This window comes from Streptomyces sp. TSRI0107, assembly GCF_001905845.1.
GTDB lineage: Bacteria > Actinomycetota > Actinomycetes > Streptomycetales > Streptomycetaceae > Streptomyces.
On sequence record NZ_LIVZ01000001.1, the window covers coordinates 62,392 to 78,146 of the forward strand.

The window sequence follows — 15,755 nt, forward strand, 5'->3', positions numbered from 1 at the left end:
CCCCCTGGCCTGCCGGGCGGGGCCGCGCCGCCCGGCGCCGAGCGCTCGACAGAGCCGTTACGCTGGATGCGTGGCAGTCGTCGATGTATCCGAAGAGCTCAAGTCCCTCTCCTCGACCATGGAGTCGATCGAGGCCGTTCTGGACCTCGACAAGCTGAGGGCAGACATCGCCGTGCTCGAGGAGCAGGCGGCCGCGCCGTCCCTGTGGGACAACCCGGACGAGGCGCAGAAGATCACCAGCAAGCTCTCCCACCTCCAGGCGGAGGTGAGGAAGGCCGAGGCCCTGCGCTCGCGGATCGACGATCTTGCCGTGCTCTTCGAGATGGCCGAGGAGGAGGACGACCCGGACACCCGTGCCGAGGCCGAGTCCGAGCTCGCCGCCGTCAGGAAGGCGCTGGACGAGATGGAGGTGCGCACCCTCCTCTCCGGCGAGTACGACTCCCGTGAGGCGCTCGTCAACATCCGCGCCGAGGCCGGCGGTGTCGACGCCGCGGACTTCGCGGAGAAGCTGCAGCGCATGTACCTGCGCTGGGCCGAGCAGCGCGGCTACAAGACGGAGCTCATCGAGACGTCCTACGCGGAGGAGGCCGGCATCAAGTCGACCACCTTCTCCGTGCAGGCCCCCTACGCCTACGGCACCCTCTCCGTCGAGCAGGGCACCCACCGCCTGGTGCGCATCTCGCCCTTCGACAACCAGGGCCGGCGCCAGACCTCCTTCGCCGGTGTCGAGGTGCTTCCCGTCGTCGAGCAGTCCGACCACGTCGAGATCGACGAGTCCGACCTGCGCATCGACGTCTACCGGTCCTCCGGGCCCGGCGGCCAGGGCGTGAACACCACCGACTCCGCGGTGCGCATCACGCACCTCCCGACCGGCATCGTCGTCTCCTGCCAGAACGAGCGGTCGCAGATCCAGAACAAGGCCACCGCCATGAACGTCCTCCAGGCCAAGCTGCTGGAGCGGCGCCGCCAGGAGGAGCAGGCCAAGATGGACGCCCTCAAGGGCGACGGCGGCAACTCCTGGGGCAACCAGATGCGTTCGTACGTCCTCCACCCGTACCAGATGGTCAAGGACCTGCGGACCGAGCACGAGGTCGGCAACCCCGAGGCCGTCTTCAACGGTGAGATCGACGGTTTCCTGGAAGCCGGTATTCGCTGGCGCAAGCAGCAAGAGAAGTAAGTTTGTCGACAAAGTCAACCGCCCCTGAACCAGGGGCGGTTGCTGTTTGTCCGGGTTTTACATCACACTCACAGTCTCCAGAGCCGACAAAGCGCGGTACATAAGGACATTGCGCGCGCAACGGCCTTGACGTTGCTTTGAAAAATCGGAAGGCTGAAGCGCGGCATGCGTACTTCTGGGGCGCATGTGAACCGGGGGGATTGAGTAAATGGCTACCACCCTCCGTCGATCACGGCCCCCGAGCGCCGCCTCATTGACGATCAGCTACTGGGGGTAGCAACCATATGACCAAGAAGACGCGGATCCGTCTCGCGCGTATAGCGGCCGGTGCGGTGATCGCCGCCGGTGCCTCGCTGACCGCCGCGGGCGCCGCTTCCGCCGCCCCGGACGACTGCGGGTTCCTGGGGATCGGCTGCGAGACGCCGAGCCCGGACCCCGAGCCGACCGACCCGGAGATCCCGACGGACCCGAACCCGACCGACCCGGGCATCCCGACCGACCCGGGCACGCCCACCGACCCGGGCATCCCGACCGACCCGGGTACGCCCACCGACCCGGGCACCGACCCGGAGATCCCGACCGACCCGACCGAGGACCCGACCGAGCCCGAGGAGCCGGAGGAGCCGGGCAACGGCAACGGCAACGGGAATGGCAACGGAAACGGGAACGGCAACGGGAACGGCAACGGAAACGGCAACGGGAACGGTGGCGGCAACAACACCAACCCCGACGGCGGCTCCAACGACTCCGCCCAGAGCGAGGGCTCCTCGGCCCTGACCGACACCGGCGCCGACGCCCCGGCCGACACCTCGGCCCAGGGCGGCGGCGACGAGCTGGCCGAGACCGGTGCCGCGGAGACCACGTTCCTGCTGGTGGGCGCCGCGACGATGATCGCCGGCGGCATCGGCTTCCGCGTCCTGCCGCGCCTCATGGGCGGCCGTGGCGGTGCGGCCGCCTGAGTGGTGGCCGACGGTAGCTGAAAGGGCCCGGAGCGTTACGCTCCGGGCCCTTTCCGTGTCCGTGTCAGGGAGGCGTCACGCGGTCTGGTGCGCCAGCAGTGCCACCGCGGCGACCAGCACCGCCAGCAGGGCGATCAGCGTCATCGGGTTCAGGCCCGCGAGGGGGTTCTCCTGCTGCAGCCGCTCGCGGTTCGCCCGGCACACGGGGCAGCGGCCCTCGCTCACGGGCGCGGCACAGTTCGCGCACACCAGCCGGTCGTACGTCATGTGCTCGCCCTCCTAGCGCCGGTTCTCCCTGAACAACGCTCTCCGGGGTGAGAACGTTCCCCCTCCACTGTGCCAGGTTCCCCGGAAGGGTGCGCGGGGCCCTTCGAAGGAGACTGCGGACGCGTGCACAAAACGTACATGTGACGCGCAACCCCGACCGGTGACTGCGGTTGCCCACTCGGTTCGCGTATGGTCACGCTCATCTACCCCCGGCGACCCGTGGTGCATCCGTGATCCGATTCGACAATGTCTCCAAGGTCTACCCCAAGCAGACCCGCCCGGCCCTCAGGGATGTCTCCCTGGAGGTCGAGAAGGGCGAGTTCGTGTTCCTCGTGGGGTCCTCCGGCTCCGGAAAGTCCACCTTCCTGCGGCTGATCCTCCGCGAGGAGCGGGCCAGCCACGGACAGGTGCACGTTCTGGGCAAGGACCTCGCACGCCTGTCCAACTGGAAGGTGCCGCACATGCGCCGCCAGCTGGGCACGGTCTTCCAGGACTTCCGGCTGCTGCCGAACAAGACCGTCGCCGAGAACGTGGCCTTCGCGCAGGAGGTCATCGGCAAGTCCCGCGGCGAGATCCGCAAGTCCGTGCCGCAGGTGCTGGAGCTGGTCGGCCTCGGTGGCAAGGAGGACCGGATGCCGGGCGAGCTGTCCGGTGGTGAGCAGCAGCGCGTCGCCATCGCGCGCGCCTTCGTCAACCGGCCCAAGCTGCTGATCGCCGACGAGCCCACCGGCAACCTCGACCCGCAGACCTCCGTCGGCATCATGAAGCTGCTCGACCGGATCAACCGCACCGGTACGACCGTCGTGATGGCCACGCACGACCAGAACATCGTGGACCAGATGCGCAAGCGCGTCATCGAGCTGGAGAAGGGCCGCCTCGTCCGCGACCAGGCCCGCGGCGTCTACGGCTACCAGCACTGACGATCCACGACGGAAAGGCTTAACCAGACGCCATGCGCGCCCAGTTCGTTCTGTCGGAGATCGGTGTCGGTCTCCGCCGCAATCTGACGATGACCTTCGCCGTCGTCGTCTCCGTCGCCCTGTCCCTGGCCCTGTTCGGCGGCTCGCTGCTGATGACCGACCAGGTCAACACCATGAAGGGCTACTGGTACGACAAGGTCAACGTCTCGATCTTCCTCTGCAACAAGAGTGACGCCGAGTCCGACCCCAACTGCGCCAAGGGCGCCGTCACCGACGAGCAGAAGGACCAGATCGTCGGCGACCTGAAGAAGATGCCGGTCGTCGACAGCGTCACGTACGAGTCGCAGGACCAGGCGTACAAGCACTACAAGGAGCAGTTCGGCGACTCGCCGCTGGCCAGCTCGCTCACGCCGGACCAGATGCAGGAGTCGTACCGCGTCAAGCTGAAGGACCCGGAGAAGTACCAGGTCATCGCGAGCGCCTTCAACGGCCGGGACGGCGTGCAGTCCGTGCAGGACCAGAAGGGCACCCTGGACAACCTCTTCGAGCTGCTGAACGGCATGAAATGGGCCGCCAGCGCGGTGATGGCGCTCATGCTGGTCGTGGCCCTGATGCTGATCGTCAACACCGTGCGCGTCTCGGCGTTCAGCCGGCGGCGGGAGACCGGCATCATGCGCCTGGTCGGCGCCTCCGGCTTCTACATCCAGGCGCCGTTCATCGCGGAGGCCGCGGTCGCCGGACTCATCGGCGGCACGCTCGCCTGCGGCTTCCTGGTGGTCGCGCGGTACTTCCTCATCGATCACGGACTGGCCCTGGCCGACCAGTTGACGCTGATCAACTTCATCGGCTGGGACGCCGTGCTGACGAAGCTGCCGCTCATCCTCGCCACCAGCCTTCTGATGCCCGCGCTGGCCGCGTTCTTCGCGCTGCGCAAGTACTTGAAGGTGTGACGCACGCCAAGAGGGGCCGTGCGGTCAACCGACCGTACGGCCCTTTCCGTTGTCCTAGACTCACCGGCATGTCAGGTCGTGACCTGTTCTGTCAGCCCCGCCGCATGCGCCGCGGGGCCGCCCTGACACTGCTCTTCGCGAGCGTGGTCGTCACCGGCGCCGCCACCGGCTCCCTGCCCGGCACCGAGCGCAGGCCCGCGCCCGGCCCGTCCCGCACGGCGGCCTCCGTGGCCCGCCCGGACGCAGTGACGGAGGCCGCCGTCGAGGCGATGGCCGACGGCAAGTCGCCCCTGGAGGCCGCCGAGCGGGCCGTCAGCCGCAGCGGGGACCGCTGGGACGCCGTCTACTCCGAGGGCGAGTACGAGGAGTTCGAGGAGACCCTGGACGGCGCCTACACGGGCGTCGGGCTGGGGGCGCGGCGCGAGCGCGGCGGGCGGATCGAGGTGACCGAGGTGGCCGCCGGGTCGCCGGCGGACGCCGCCGGGATCCGCGCGGGCGACCGGCTGCGCAGCATCGACGGCCGCGCGGTCGACGGGCGGCCCGTGACCGAGGTGGTCTCCTTACTGCGCGGTGACGCCACCGACGCGCCCGCCGGCACGACCGTCCGGCTCGGCCTGGAGCGTGACACGCGCGAGTGGGACGTCACCTTGCGCAGGGCCCGCCTCTCGACCGACACGGTGAGCGTCCGCGAGCTCCCCGAGGGGGACACCCTCATCAAGATCGGCGCCTTCACCAGGGGCTCCGGCGACACCGTCCGCGCCGCCGTACGGAAGGCCCCGCGCGGTGCCGGGATCGTCCTCGACCTGCGCGGCAACCCCGGCGGCCTGGTCACCGAGGCCGTCACCGCCGCCTCCGCCTTCCTCGACGGCGGGCTCGTGGCCACCTACGACGTCGACGGGGACCAGCAGGCGCTGCACGCCGAGCTCGGCGGCGACACCGAAAGACCCCTGGTCGCGCTCGTCGACGGGGGCACGATGAGCGCGGCCGAGCTGCTGACCGGCGCCTTGCAGGACCGGGGCCGCGCGGTCGTCGTCGGCTCCCGCACCTTCGGCAAGGGCTCGGTCCAGATGCCGAGCCGGCTGCCCGACGGCTCCGTCGCCGAGCTGACCGTCGGCCACTACCGCACTCCCTCCGGCCGCGCGGTCGACGGCCACGGCATCACCCCCGACCTGGAGGCCGACGAGGACGCGCTGCCCCGCGCGGAGACGGTGCTGACGGGCCTCGGCGACTAGAGGGCCACCCAGCGGGACCCAGTGGGACCCTCCCTTAATGACTTCCCGCACACCCCCTCCGTAGTGCGAAAATGGTCGGCACTATGGCTAAGGAAAAAGGGCGCAAACTGATCGCGCAGAACAAGAAGGCGCGGCACGACTACCTGATCCTCGACACCTACGAGGCCGGACTGGTCCTCACCGGCACCGAGGTGAAGTCACTGCGTCAGGGTCGCGCCTCGCTGGTCGACGGCTTCGTGCAGCTGGACGGTCACGAAGCGTGGCTGTACAACGTGCACGTGCCCGAGTACAGCCAGGGCACCTGGACCAACCACAGCGCCCGCCGCAAGCGCAAGCTGCTGCTGCACCGCGTGGAGATCGACAAGCTGGAGGCCAAGTCCCAGGAGACCGGCCACACGATCGTGCCGCTCGCCCTGTACTTCAAGGACGGCCGGGCGAAGATCGAGATCGCGCTGGCGAAGGGCAAGAAGGAGTACGACAAGCGGCAGACCCTGCGGGAGAAGCAGGACCGGCGCGAGGCGGAGCGCGCGATGTCCGCGGTGCGGCGCAAGCAGCGGGCCTGACCCCCGGGAATACGCTGGCACACGTCCGCGTTGGTCACGTACGATGGCATCTGCACCGCAAGCGGGTGCGCGATCCTGTCCGGGGGGCTACCTCCGGCGGGTTTGAAAAATCAACATGGGGATGATCGGTTTCGACAGCGGCTGTCGAAGCAGGGGAAGCGTGTCGAGGAAGCGGCCATGATCTCGTAAACCACAGGCCGAAAAAAATAATCGCCAACACCAAGCGCGATTCCTCCCAGCAGGCCTTCGCCCTCGCTGCCTGATCTCAGGTAGCAGAGCGAGCCTCCTACTAAGGGAGTGTCAGCCCGGGGCTGTTCCCGACCCGGATCCTGGCATCAGCTAGGGGACTAAACCTCGATCCCGGTCACGGGGTGAAGAGGGAAACCAAACAGTGACTGAGCCCGTCGGAGACTTGTCCGCGTGATCTCCGGGGCCGAGAAAATCAGAGCGGACTGCACACGGAGAAGCCCTGGTTCCGCACCGTTGGACGCGGGTTCGATTCCCGCCATCTCCACTCACTCCCATGTGGGCAAGGCCCCGACGCTTCCGAGCGCCGGGGCCTTTGTCATGCGAGGCGGTCTGTTGTGGGGCCGGGGGATCCGGGATGCTGCGGTGGCATGAAGAGATCAGGGGTCAACTCGCCCGGGCGGGCGTGGCGTTGGGTGTTGGTGGGCGGGCTGGTCGCCGGTCTGCTGGGGCCGGGGGCGTTCGCCGGGGCCGACGGGGATCGCAGCGGGCTGGCCGAGGCCATCGACACCGTGCTGGGCGACGCCCGGATGGAGGGCGGCGTGGCCAGTGTGGTGATCGCCGACACCGGGAGCGGCGAGGTGCTCTACCAGCGCAACGGCTCGACACGCCTGATGCCCGCCTCCACCACCAAGCTCGCCACCTCCGCCGCCGCCCTGGAGATCCTGGGCCCGGAGTACCGCTTCGGCACGGACGTGCTGGCCGGCGGACGGCAGTACGGCTCGGTGCTCCGCGGCGATCTGTATCTGCGCGGCACCGGTGACCCAACCCTCCTCGCCGCCGACTACGACCGGCTCGCCGCCCGGGTCGCCGAGGCCGGGATCAAGCGGGTCGAGGGACGGCTCGTCGCCGACGACACCAGGTTCGACGCCGAGCGCGTCGGACGCGGCTGGGCGGCCGACGACGAGGCCGCCTACTACGCCGCCCAGATCAGCGCGCTGAGCGTCGCCCCGGACACCGACTACGACACCGGCACGGTGCTCGTGCAGGTCACGCCGGGTGCCAAGGCCGGGGACGAGCCGGTCGTCACGCTCACACCCGACACCGAGTACGTGGACGTCGACGTCCGCGCCACCACCGTCGCCGCCGGGGGCGCGGGCGCCCTCTCCGTCGACCGTGAGCACGGCACCAACACCGTCGTCGTCACCGGCACCACCCCCGTCGGCGGCAGCGGCGGCAAGGCGTGGATCAGCGTCTGGGAGCCCACCGGCTACGCCGCCGCCGTCTTCCGGGACGCCCTCGCCGCGCACGGCGTGCGGGTCACCGGGCCGACCCGGCTGGGCCGGCAGACACCGGAGGGCGCGCGGCGGCTGGCCGAGCACCGCTCCATGCCGCTGAAGGACCTGCTCGTCCCGTTCATGAAGCTGTCCAACAACATGCACGCCGAGGTGCTGACCAAGGCCATGGGGTACGAGGTGTCCGGCAAGGGCAGCTGGTCCGCCGGGCTCGCCGCCGTCAGCGGCTACCTCAAGGGTGTCGGCGTCGACACCGCGAAGCTCCGCCAGGTGGACGGGTCAGGGCTGTCCCGGATGGACAACTTCCCCGCCGCCCAGCTCACCGCCCTCCTGCTCGCCGCCCGCGCGGAGCCCTGGTACGCCGACTGGTACCGCTCCCTGCCGGTCGCCTGCGACCCCGACCGGTTCACCGGCGGCACCCTGCGCACCCGGATGTGCGGGACGCCCGCGGCGGGCAACGCCCGCGCCAAGACCGGTTCGCTGACCGGCGCTTCCGCCCTGGCCGGGTACGTCACCGACGCGGGCGGTCGTGAGCTGGCGTACGCCATCGTGCTCAACAACCATCTGGCCTCGTCGGTGAAGCCTCTGGAGGACGCCATCGTCACCACCCTCGCCCGGTCCAGCGCGGAGGCGGCCACCTTGGTCACTCCTCGGCGAGCCCGGGGTGGGCAGGCGGAGGCCGAGTCCGATGGCCTGGAGTGCGCGTGGCGTAAGCCTGTGCGCTGCTGAGCGGGCGTGTGTGCGCGTCGGGGGTCCGGGGATCAGGCGGGTGCGGGTTCGTCGTGGCCTCTCGCGCGGTTCCCGCGCCCCTGAGGGGTGTCACAGTGCCGTTCGCCGTGCCGTGCTGCCCCGGACCGTCAGGGCCGGAGGCAGCAGCGTCGTCGCCGGTACCGGGTCGCCGGCCGGTTCGCGCAGCAGGAGTTCCACCGCGCGGCCGGCGATCTCGGCGGCGGGCAGGGTGACCGACGTCAGGGGGACGCGGGTGGACTCCGCGAGGCCGGGCGGGCAGATGGCGGTGACCGAGAGGTCCCCGGGGACGCGCAGGCCCAGCCGCCCGAAGGCGTCCAGGAGCGGGTTCAGGGCGGCCTCGTTGTGGACCACCAGCCCCGTCAGCGCCGGGTGTTCGCGCAGCAGGCGCTCGGCCAGCCGGAGGGCCGCCGCGGGCGTCGGCTCGCAGGGGTGGACGGCGGAGACGAGGCCGTGGCGGTCGGCTGCGGCGGTGAAGCCCTGGACCACGCGCTGGGCGAACGCGGTCCGGCGGACGTAGACCTCGGGCGGGGAGCCCACCAGGGCCACCACCCGGTGGCCCAGCTCCGCCAGGTGGTCCACGCAGGTCTCGGCCGCCGCCCTGAAGTCGAGGTCGACGCAGGTGAGTCCGGCGTGGTCCGCCGGGAGGCCGATCAGCACGGCCGGCCGGTCCAGGGTCCGCAGCAGCGGCAGCCGGGGGTCGTGCAGCTGTACGTCCATCAGGATCAGCCCGTCGACCAGGGCCGTGTCGGCCACCCGGCGCAGGCCGTCCGCGCCCTCGTCCTGGGTGACGACGAGGACGTCGCGGCCGTACGCCCGTGCCGTGGTCACCACCGCCACCGCGAACTGCATGGCCACCGGCACGTGGACGCCCGCCCGCAGCGGGAGGACCAGGGCGATGACGTTCGGCTCGCCGCCGGCCAGGGCGCGGGCGTGCGGGCGGTAGCCGAGGGCGCGGATGGAGTCGTGCACGCGACGCCGGGTCTCCTCGGAGATCGGGCGCTTGCCGCTGAGGGCGTACGACACGGTGCTGGGGGAGACGCCGGCGTGCCGGGCCACGTCCGTGATCTTCACCATCAGGCGGGCTCCACCGCTCGTTGTCGAAGCGCTTCGACGAGCGACGGTAAAGGCGGATCAGCGGACCGGTCAATGGGTCGGAAGGACTCAGTGGAGCGGTTCGACGGAGTGGACGAGCCTCCCTTCGCGCCGGCCGAGCGCGAGCGGCGCGAGAGCGGTCAGCAGGGCCGTGCCCGCCGCCGCGACCGGCACCGCGTAGCCCGCCGTCACCGACAGGTGCTCCACCGACCAGCCGCCCAGCGCGCTGCCGCCCGCGATCCCGCCCAGCAGGCCGGTCACCGCCAGCGTCATGCCCTCGTTGAGGCGTCCCTCGGGCGTGCGCTCCTGCACCAGGGCCATGCCGGTCACCATCGTCGGCGCGGTCGCCATCCCCGCGACCAGCAGCGCGCCCGCGAGCACCGGCAGGGAGCCGGTGAGCGTGGCGGCGAGCAGCGGCAGGGTCAGCGCCCCGGTCATGGCGGCGATGCACCACACGTACCGGACGTCGGCCCGCCCGCGCGGCCGGAACCGGCCGTACACCAGCCCGGCCGCGCAGGACCCGGCCGCCTGGAGGCCCAGGACCACGCCGACCGCCGTCCGCATGCCGTGGGCGTCCGCGAACGCGATCGTGACGACCTCCAGCGCGCCGAAGACCATGCCCATGGCGAGGCAGACCACGAGCAGCGGCGGAATGCCGGGCGCGCGCAGCGGCGACCTCCCGCGCACGGCGGGCCGCGCGGGCGGCTCGGTGGACCGCTGCGCGGCGAACAGCAGGACGCCGGACAGCAGCAGGACGACGCCGACGAGCGTGCCCGCCTCGGGGAAGAAGGTCCCGCACAGGAAGGCCGCGAGCACCGGGCCCAGCATGAAACAAAGCTCGTCGGCCGCCTGCTCGAAGGCGTTCGCGGTGTGCAGCGCGGCCGCGTCGCCCTTCAGCAGGTGGGCCCAGCGGGCGCGGGACATGCCGCCGGTGTTGGGGGTGGTCGCGGTCGCGGCGTAGGCGGCGAACAGGGTCCAGTCGGGGGTGTCCCGGCGGACGCAGAGGATCAGGGCGATGCTGCCCAGGGAGGCGACGAGGGTGGCCGGTACGGCGATCCGGGCCTGGCCGTACCGGTCCACGAGCCGGGCGGTCCAGGGCGCGACCAGCGCGGTCGCGGCGAGGCCCGTCGCGGTGACGGCGCCGGCGAGGGCGTAGGAGTCCCGCGCCCCGGCGATCATCACGACCGCGCTCACGCTGAACATGCCCATCGGCAGGCGGGCTATCAGGTTTCCGGCGGTGAAGGCCTTGGCGCCCGGGTGGGCGAAGAGCTGTCGGTACGGCATGCGTCCACCGTCGCCCGGAAGTGATCAACGGGTCCAACACCCGTTCGGCGCGGATTCACGCGCCTGTGTTGTAAGTTGCCCGGATGCCCGCCCCGCACATCGACCCCCGGCTCCTGCGCGCCTTCGTGACCGTCGCCGAGGAGCTGCACTTCACCCGGGCCGCGGCCCGGCTCTACGTCGCCCAGCAGGCGCTCAGCCGGGACGTACGGCGGCTGGAGCGGGAGCTGGGCGCCGAACTGTTCGTGCGGACCACGCGGCAGGTGACGCTGACCGGCGACGGCGAGCGGCTGCTTCCCCACGCGCGCCGGGCGCTCCAGGCGCAGGACGACCTGCTCGCCGCCTTCGGACAGGCCCGGCCGCTCCTCGTCGACCTCAACTTCCCCGGCTTCGGCACCGCGCACCGGGTGCTGCGCCGGGCCCGCGAACTCGCCCCCGGACTGGAGCTGATGGCCCGCTACGAGAGCGGGCTGACCGGTGCGGCGGAGCAGCTGGCCGGGGGGCGGCTGGACGCGTCGTTCGGACGGTACGCGGGGCTCGGCCCGGCGCTGCGCGGCCGGCTGGCGCACCAGCCGGTGCGGTTCGAGCCGATGGTGATCGCGCTGCCCGAGGGGCACCCGCTGGCCCGGCTGGAGGCCGTGCCGCTGGCCGCGCTCGCGGGCGAGCGGGTGTACGCGGGGGCCGGGAACCCGCGCACGCGGGAGTGGACCGACCTCGCGAGCCGCCTGTTCGAGGGGCGGGGGATCGAGGTGGCGCCGCCCGTTCCGCTGGCCGTCGGTGACGAGGAGTTCGAGCGGATCATGGCGAAGACCGGGTATCCGGTGCTCGCCGTGGTGGACTTCCCGGGGATGCGCGACCGGGTGATGCGGCCCTTGGTCGACCCCGTTCCTCTGTCCCCGGTGTCGTTGGTGTGGCGCAAAGGGCTGGTTCATCCGGGTCTGGACGCGTTGCGGCGGGCCGCGGCGGAGGTGGCGGCCGAGGAGGGGTGGCTCCACCGGCCCGCCGGGGGGTGGATTCCGGCCATGGACATCTCGCTCATGAACCTCCACAACTGACAATGCGTATACAGAAATCCGGTAGGCATATGCTCGGATCGGCCGCGCGAGCTCAGGCCAGCCGCCCTTCGCTTCAGATGTGACCTGTTCCGCCCGACTTTGTGTGGAGACTTTGCGAAGGGCGCTGGTAACTTGAGAGCGCCGCGGTGACCCGCGAGGTCCGGGGGGATTCAGGGTTTGCGGTCGCTGCTGCGGCAACCGACAGCAAACTCTCGTACGTCTGTACGTCTGCCTGCGCGAGCAACATGGAGTGCGGAGGGAGGCACAGTCGTGACCCAGGCAGGGCAGGGGGGACGCGATCGGGGCGGCGACGAGGTGCCCCTTTCGCCGGACGAGACCATGCAGTTGAAGGTCCCGGCGCCGCAGCAGCGAGCGGCCGCCGACGAGACCATGCAACTGCGCGTACCCGAGGGTGGCATACCCGAGGGCGGCATACCCAAGGGCGGCAAAGCTGATGACTCCGGCACAGCCGACGGATCCGGCACAGCCGACGGATCCGGCAAAGCCGACGGAGCCGGTTCCGGTGAGTCCGAGACCTCCGGTACGCCCTCCCGGCGCCGCCGCAAAGCCGCCCGCCCCTCTCCCGCCGCCCGCCTCGCCGCCGGCCTGACCGCGGCGCTCGGCCCCCGCCTGGCCCCCGTGCTCGGCCCCGTCGCCGCCTTCCTCGGCCCCTGCCTCCGCCGGATGCGCCCGCAGTACCCCCGGCCCGGCCGCACCGGCTGGCGGCGCTGGATCCCGTCCTGGAGGCAGAGCCTCGGCGGCTTCCTCGCCACCCTCGGCCTCAGCAGCCTCCTCCTGGTCGTCGCCTACGCGGCCACCGACATCCCCGAGGACCTCAACACCTACGCCACCCAGCAGGACAACGTGTACTTCTGGGCCGACGGCACCCCCATGGCCCGTACCGGCTGGGTGCTGCGGCAGTCGATGTCGCTGGACGACATCCCCGAGGACGTCCGCTGGGCGGTCCTCGCCGCCGAGAACGAGAGCTTCTACAGCGACCCCGGAATCTCCTTCAAGGGCATCACCCGCGCCGTGTTCCGCACCCTCGGCCAGGGCGACACCCAGGGCGGCTCGACCATCACCCAGCAGTACGTCAAGAACGTCTACCTCAGCCAGGACCAGACCGTCAGCCGCAAGTTCACCGAGGCGATGATGGCTCTCAAGCTCGACAACCGGATGAGCAAGGACGAGATCCTCGAGGGCTACCTCAACACCAGCTGGTTCGGCCGCGGCACCTACGGCATCCAGCGCGCCGCCCAGGCCTACTACGGCAAGGACGTCAGCGAGCTGAACGTCAGCGAGGCCGCCTTCCTCGCCTCCCTGCTCAAGGGCGCCGGCCTCTACGACCCCACGCTCAGCCAGGCCAACCACGAGCGGGCCGTGGAACGCTGGTCGTGGATCCTCGACCGGATGGTCGCGATCGGCAAGCTGTCGCCGCAGGAACGCGCCAAGTACACGAAGTTCCCGGAGCCGCTGGAGAGCAACCCGCTGTACGACACCGGTGAGCAGAGCGACTACCTGGTCGAACTCGCCGCCCAGTACGCCAAGAAGACCGCGCACATCTCCGACCCGGAGTTCGACCGCGGCGGCTACCAGATCTACACGACCTTCGAGAAGGGCCGCGAGGACCAGCTCACCGAAGCCGTGACCAAGGCCCGCAAGCAGGCGAAGAAGGACAACCCGAAGGAGGCCAGGACCGCCCATTACGGCGCCGCCTCCATCGCCGCCGACGGCCGGATCCTCGCCGTCTACGGCGGCCCCGACCACCGCAAACAGGGCTACAACGAGTCCAACGCGACCACCGTCCCCGCCGGATCGGCGTTCATGCCGTTCGTCTACGCCGCCGGACTGGAACACGGCGTCCGCAAGAGCCGCGACGGCGAACCCACCCCGGTGACCGGGGAGACCCTCTACAACGGCGACGACGAAGTGCCCGTCACCACACCCGAGGGCCCCTACTGGGACCGCAGCGGCCGCAAGGTCGCCGCACGCAACGACGGCGGCAAGTCCTACGGGCAGATCTCCCTGCACCAGGCGCTCGCGCTGTCCGTCAACACCCCGTTCATGCAGCTCGGCATGGACACCGGGCTGGAGAAGGTGCGCTCCACCGCCGAGGCCTCCGGGCTGCTGCCCTCCAGCATCGGCGCCCAGGTGCCCACCCTGTCCACCGGCAGCTCCACCCCCAGCGCCATCCGGATGGCCAGCGGCTACGCCACCTTCGCCGCCGACGGCAGGCACACCGAGCCGTACTCGGTGCGGAAGATCACCCACAACGGCCGCACGGTCGCCCTCGACAAGCCGGCCACCCGCCGCGCAATGGGCGCCGACACCGCCCGCGAGGTCCAGTCCGCGCTCGTCGACGCCTTCCGCGCCGCCCACCCGGAGGCCGCGTCCGCCTCCACCGCGGTCGCCGGGAAGGCCGGCACGACCGAGAACGACAAGGCCGCCTGGTACGTCGGCACCGCCGAGAAGGTGTCCACCGCGGTCGTCGTCTACCGCATGGACCTCGGCAAGAGCCTGGAACCCCTGCCGCTGGAAGGTCTGGCCGGGACGGCCGCCGACAGCGTCCCGTACGGCATCTGGTCCAGTGCCGTGAGACCGCTCGGCTGAGCCCCCGGCGCGACCACCGGCACCGCCCAGCCCCTGTCCCCGAGAGATCGAGCCGCAGATGAAACAACCGTCGGGCCGCCGCCGCAAGGCCCGTGCACGCCGCCGCCCCGCCGCCGCCCGACCGGGGTTCCTCACCCTGGCGGCGTGCCTCGTCGTCGCCTCCCTCGTCGCCGGCTACCTGGTGCTCTCCCGCACCGACGACACCGCCCCGACCGCGTCCGCCCAGGACGGCCCGAAGTCGTCGCAGCCGACCGCGCGGGCGAGCGAGGAACCGGAGTGGGACGGCAAGACGAAGGTGCTCGGCGACGGCTCGACCTCCTACACCGGCCCGCAGAAGAACCAGTTGAAGCCGGAGCCGCTCAAGCCCGGCCAGAAACCGCCGCAGTTCGTGGTCTTCTCCTGGGACGGCGCCCTCCAGGGCGACGACGGCCTCTTCTCCCACTACCGGGAGATGGGCCGGCAGTACGACGCCCACATGACGTACTTCCTCACCGGCATCTACCTGCTGCCCAAGAGCAAGAAGGACCTCTACTCCCCGCCCCAGCACCCCAAGGGCACCGCGGCGATCAGCTTCCCCACCGACGAACACATCCGCACCACCCTGGAGCAGCTCGGCGGCGCCTGGAAGGACGGCAACGAGATCGGCACCCACTTCAACGGCCATTTCTGCGGCGCCAAGGGCGGCGGCGACTGGAGCGTCGAGGAGTGGAAGAGCGAGATCGACCAGTTCTACGAGTTCGTCGAGAAGTGGAAGACGAACACCGGCTACACCGACCTCGACCCGCTGCCCTTCGACATCAAGAAGGAGGTGGTCGGCGGCCGCGCCCCCTGCCTCGAAGGGCAGGCCAACCTGCTGAAGGCGGCCGAGAGCTACGGCTGGCGCTACGACGCAAGCTCCGCCGGCGACTTCCAGATCTGGCCGACGAAGAAGAACGGCATCTGGGACTTCCCGCTTCAGATGCTCCCGTACGAGGGCGGCAAGTACCAGGGCCTGTCCATGGACTTCAACTTCCTCTACAACCAGTCCGACGGCGAGACCGACGGCGATCCGGCCATGTACCCGCAGTGGCAGCAGGAGACCTTCGACGCCTACATGGCCGGGTTCAACCGCGTCTACTACGGCAGCCGCGCCCCGCTGTTCATCGGCAACCACTTCGAGCAGTGGAACGGCGGCATCTACATGAACGCCGTCGACGACATGATCAAGACCGTGTGCACCAAAAAGGACGTCAAGTGCGTGTCCTTCAAGGAACTCGCCGACTGGATGGACGCCCAGAAGCCGGCCACCCTGGAGCGGCTGCGCACCCTGGATCCGGCGCAGGCACCCGACTGGTCGACGGTCGTCCAGTGACCCAACCCCGGTCGCCGCGGGCGGCGGTGACGGTCCGGTAACAGCCGCTCGGTTGGTCCTGCAACCC

Annotated in this window: 13 protein-coding genes and 1 other RNA gene; 11 read left to right on the forward strand and 3 right to left on the reverse strand. The window is 70.7% G+C overall.

The genetic code is table 11. The features are described 5' to 3' along the window. Nucleotides 1-70: 70 nt before the first annotated feature. Both prfB and AMK31_RS00230 read left to right on the forward strand, forming a co-directional pair. Nucleotides 71-1,177 (forward strand): peptide chain release factor 2, encoded by a 1,107-nt coding sequence (gene prfB / locus AMK31_RS00225; RefSeq protein ID WP_073938210.1) that lies wholly within the window; start codon nt 71-73, stop codon nt 1,175-1,177. 284 nt (nt 1,178-1,461) lie between these two features. Next, entirely contained in the window at nt 1,462-2,136 is a 675-nt protein-coding gene (locus tag AMK31_RS00230) for an LPXTG cell wall anchor domain-containing protein (RefSeq protein WP_073938211.1), read from the forward strand. A gap of 75 nt (nt 2,137-2,211) precedes the next feature. Here AMK31_RS00230 and AMK31_RS00235 read toward each other — a convergent pair whose 3' ends face one another. Next, nucleotides 2,212-2,403 carry a hypothetical protein gene (locus AMK31_RS00235; protein ID WP_073938212.1) on the reverse strand — a complete coding sequence of 64 codons (192 nt, stop codon included), beginning with the start codon at nt 2,401-2,403 and terminating at the stop codon, nt 2,212-2,214. 230 nt (nt 2,404-2,633) lie between these two features. On the opposite strand from AMK31_RS00235, the gene ftsE reads away from it, so the two are divergent. The 6 genes from ftsE to dacB all read left to right on the forward strand — a co-directional run bounded on the left by ftsE (nt 2,634) and on the right by dacB (nt 8,278). Further along, nucleotides 2,634-3,323 carry a cell division ATP-binding protein FtsE gene (ftsE, locus tag AMK31_RS00240; RefSeq protein ID WP_043501321.1) on the forward strand — a complete coding sequence of 230 codons (690 nt, stop codon included), beginning with the start codon at nt 2,634-2,636 and terminating at the stop codon, nt 3,321-3,323. Between the two features lie 32 nt (nt 3,324-3,355). Then, nucleotides 3,356-4,273: a permease-like cell division protein FtsX gene (gene ftsX / locus AMK31_RS00245; protein ID WP_073938213.1), complete on the forward strand. Its 918-nt coding sequence runs from the start codon at nt 3,356-3,358 to the stop codon at nt 4,271-4,273. A 68-nt stretch (nt 4,274-4,341) separates the two neighbouring features. Then, nucleotides 4,342-5,505, forward strand: coding sequence for a S41 family peptidase (locus AMK31_RS00250; RefSeq protein ID WP_079186620.1), 1,164 nt, complete (start codon nt 4,342-4,344; stop codon nt 5,503-5,505). 83 nt (nt 5,506-5,588) lie between these two features. Then, the gene (smpB, locus tag AMK31_RS00255; protein ID WP_073938215.1) at nt 5,589-6,068 is read left to right on the forward strand and encodes an SsrA-binding protein SmpB; all 480 of its coding nucleotides are present in this window, start codon (nt 5,589-5,591) and stop codon (nt 6,066-6,068) included. A 117-nt stretch (nt 6,069-6,185) separates the two neighbouring features. Beyond that, nucleotides 6,186-6,585: a transfer-messenger RNA gene (ssrA, locus tag AMK31_RS00260) on the forward strand. 100 nt (nt 6,586-6,685) lie between these two features. After that, nucleotides 6,686-8,278 carry a D-alanyl-D-alanine carboxypeptidase/D-alanyl-D-alanine endopeptidase gene (gene dacB / locus AMK31_RS00265; RefSeq protein WP_073938216.1) on the forward strand — a complete coding sequence of 531 codons (1,593 nt, stop codon included), beginning with the start codon at nt 6,686-6,688 and terminating at the stop codon, nt 8,276-8,278. Nucleotides 8,279-8,368: 90 nt separating this feature from the next. Here dacB and AMK31_RS00270 read toward each other — a convergent pair whose 3' ends face one another. Further along, nucleotides 8,369-9,373, reverse strand: coding sequence for a LacI family DNA-binding transcriptional regulator (locus tag AMK31_RS00270; protein WP_107468478.1), 1,005 nt, complete (start codon nt 9,371-9,373; stop codon nt 8,369-8,371). 87 nt (nt 9,374-9,460) lie between these two features. Beyond that, nucleotides 9,461-10,675, reverse strand: coding sequence for an MFS transporter (locus tag AMK31_RS00275; protein WP_073938218.1), 1,215 nt, complete (start codon nt 10,673-10,675; stop codon nt 9,461-9,463). Nucleotides 10,676-10,758: 83 nt separating this feature from the next. Between AMK31_RS00275 and AMK31_RS00280 the strand changes: the two genes are divergently transcribed. From AMK31_RS00280 to AMK31_RS00290, 3 genes are all read left to right on the forward strand, one after another. Then, nucleotides 10,759-11,727 carry a LysR family transcriptional regulator gene (locus AMK31_RS00280; RefSeq protein ID WP_073938219.1) on the forward strand — a complete coding sequence of 323 codons (969 nt, stop codon included), beginning with the start codon at nt 10,759-10,761 and terminating at the stop codon, nt 11,725-11,727. Between the two features lie 339 nt (nt 11,728-12,066). After that, complete coding sequence (locus AMK31_RS00285) at nt 12,067-14,337, forward strand: transglycosylase domain-containing protein (RefSeq protein WP_241842525.1); 2,271 nt, start codon at nt 12,067-12,069, stop codon at nt 14,335-14,337. A 58-nt stretch (nt 14,338-14,395) separates the two neighbouring features. Continuing rightward, the gene (locus AMK31_RS00290) at nt 14,396-15,688 is read left to right on the forward strand and encodes a hypothetical protein (RefSeq protein WP_073938220.1); all 1,293 of its coding nucleotides are present in this window, start codon (nt 14,396-14,398) and stop codon (nt 15,686-15,688) included. Nucleotides 15,689-15,755: the final 67 nt, after the last annotated feature.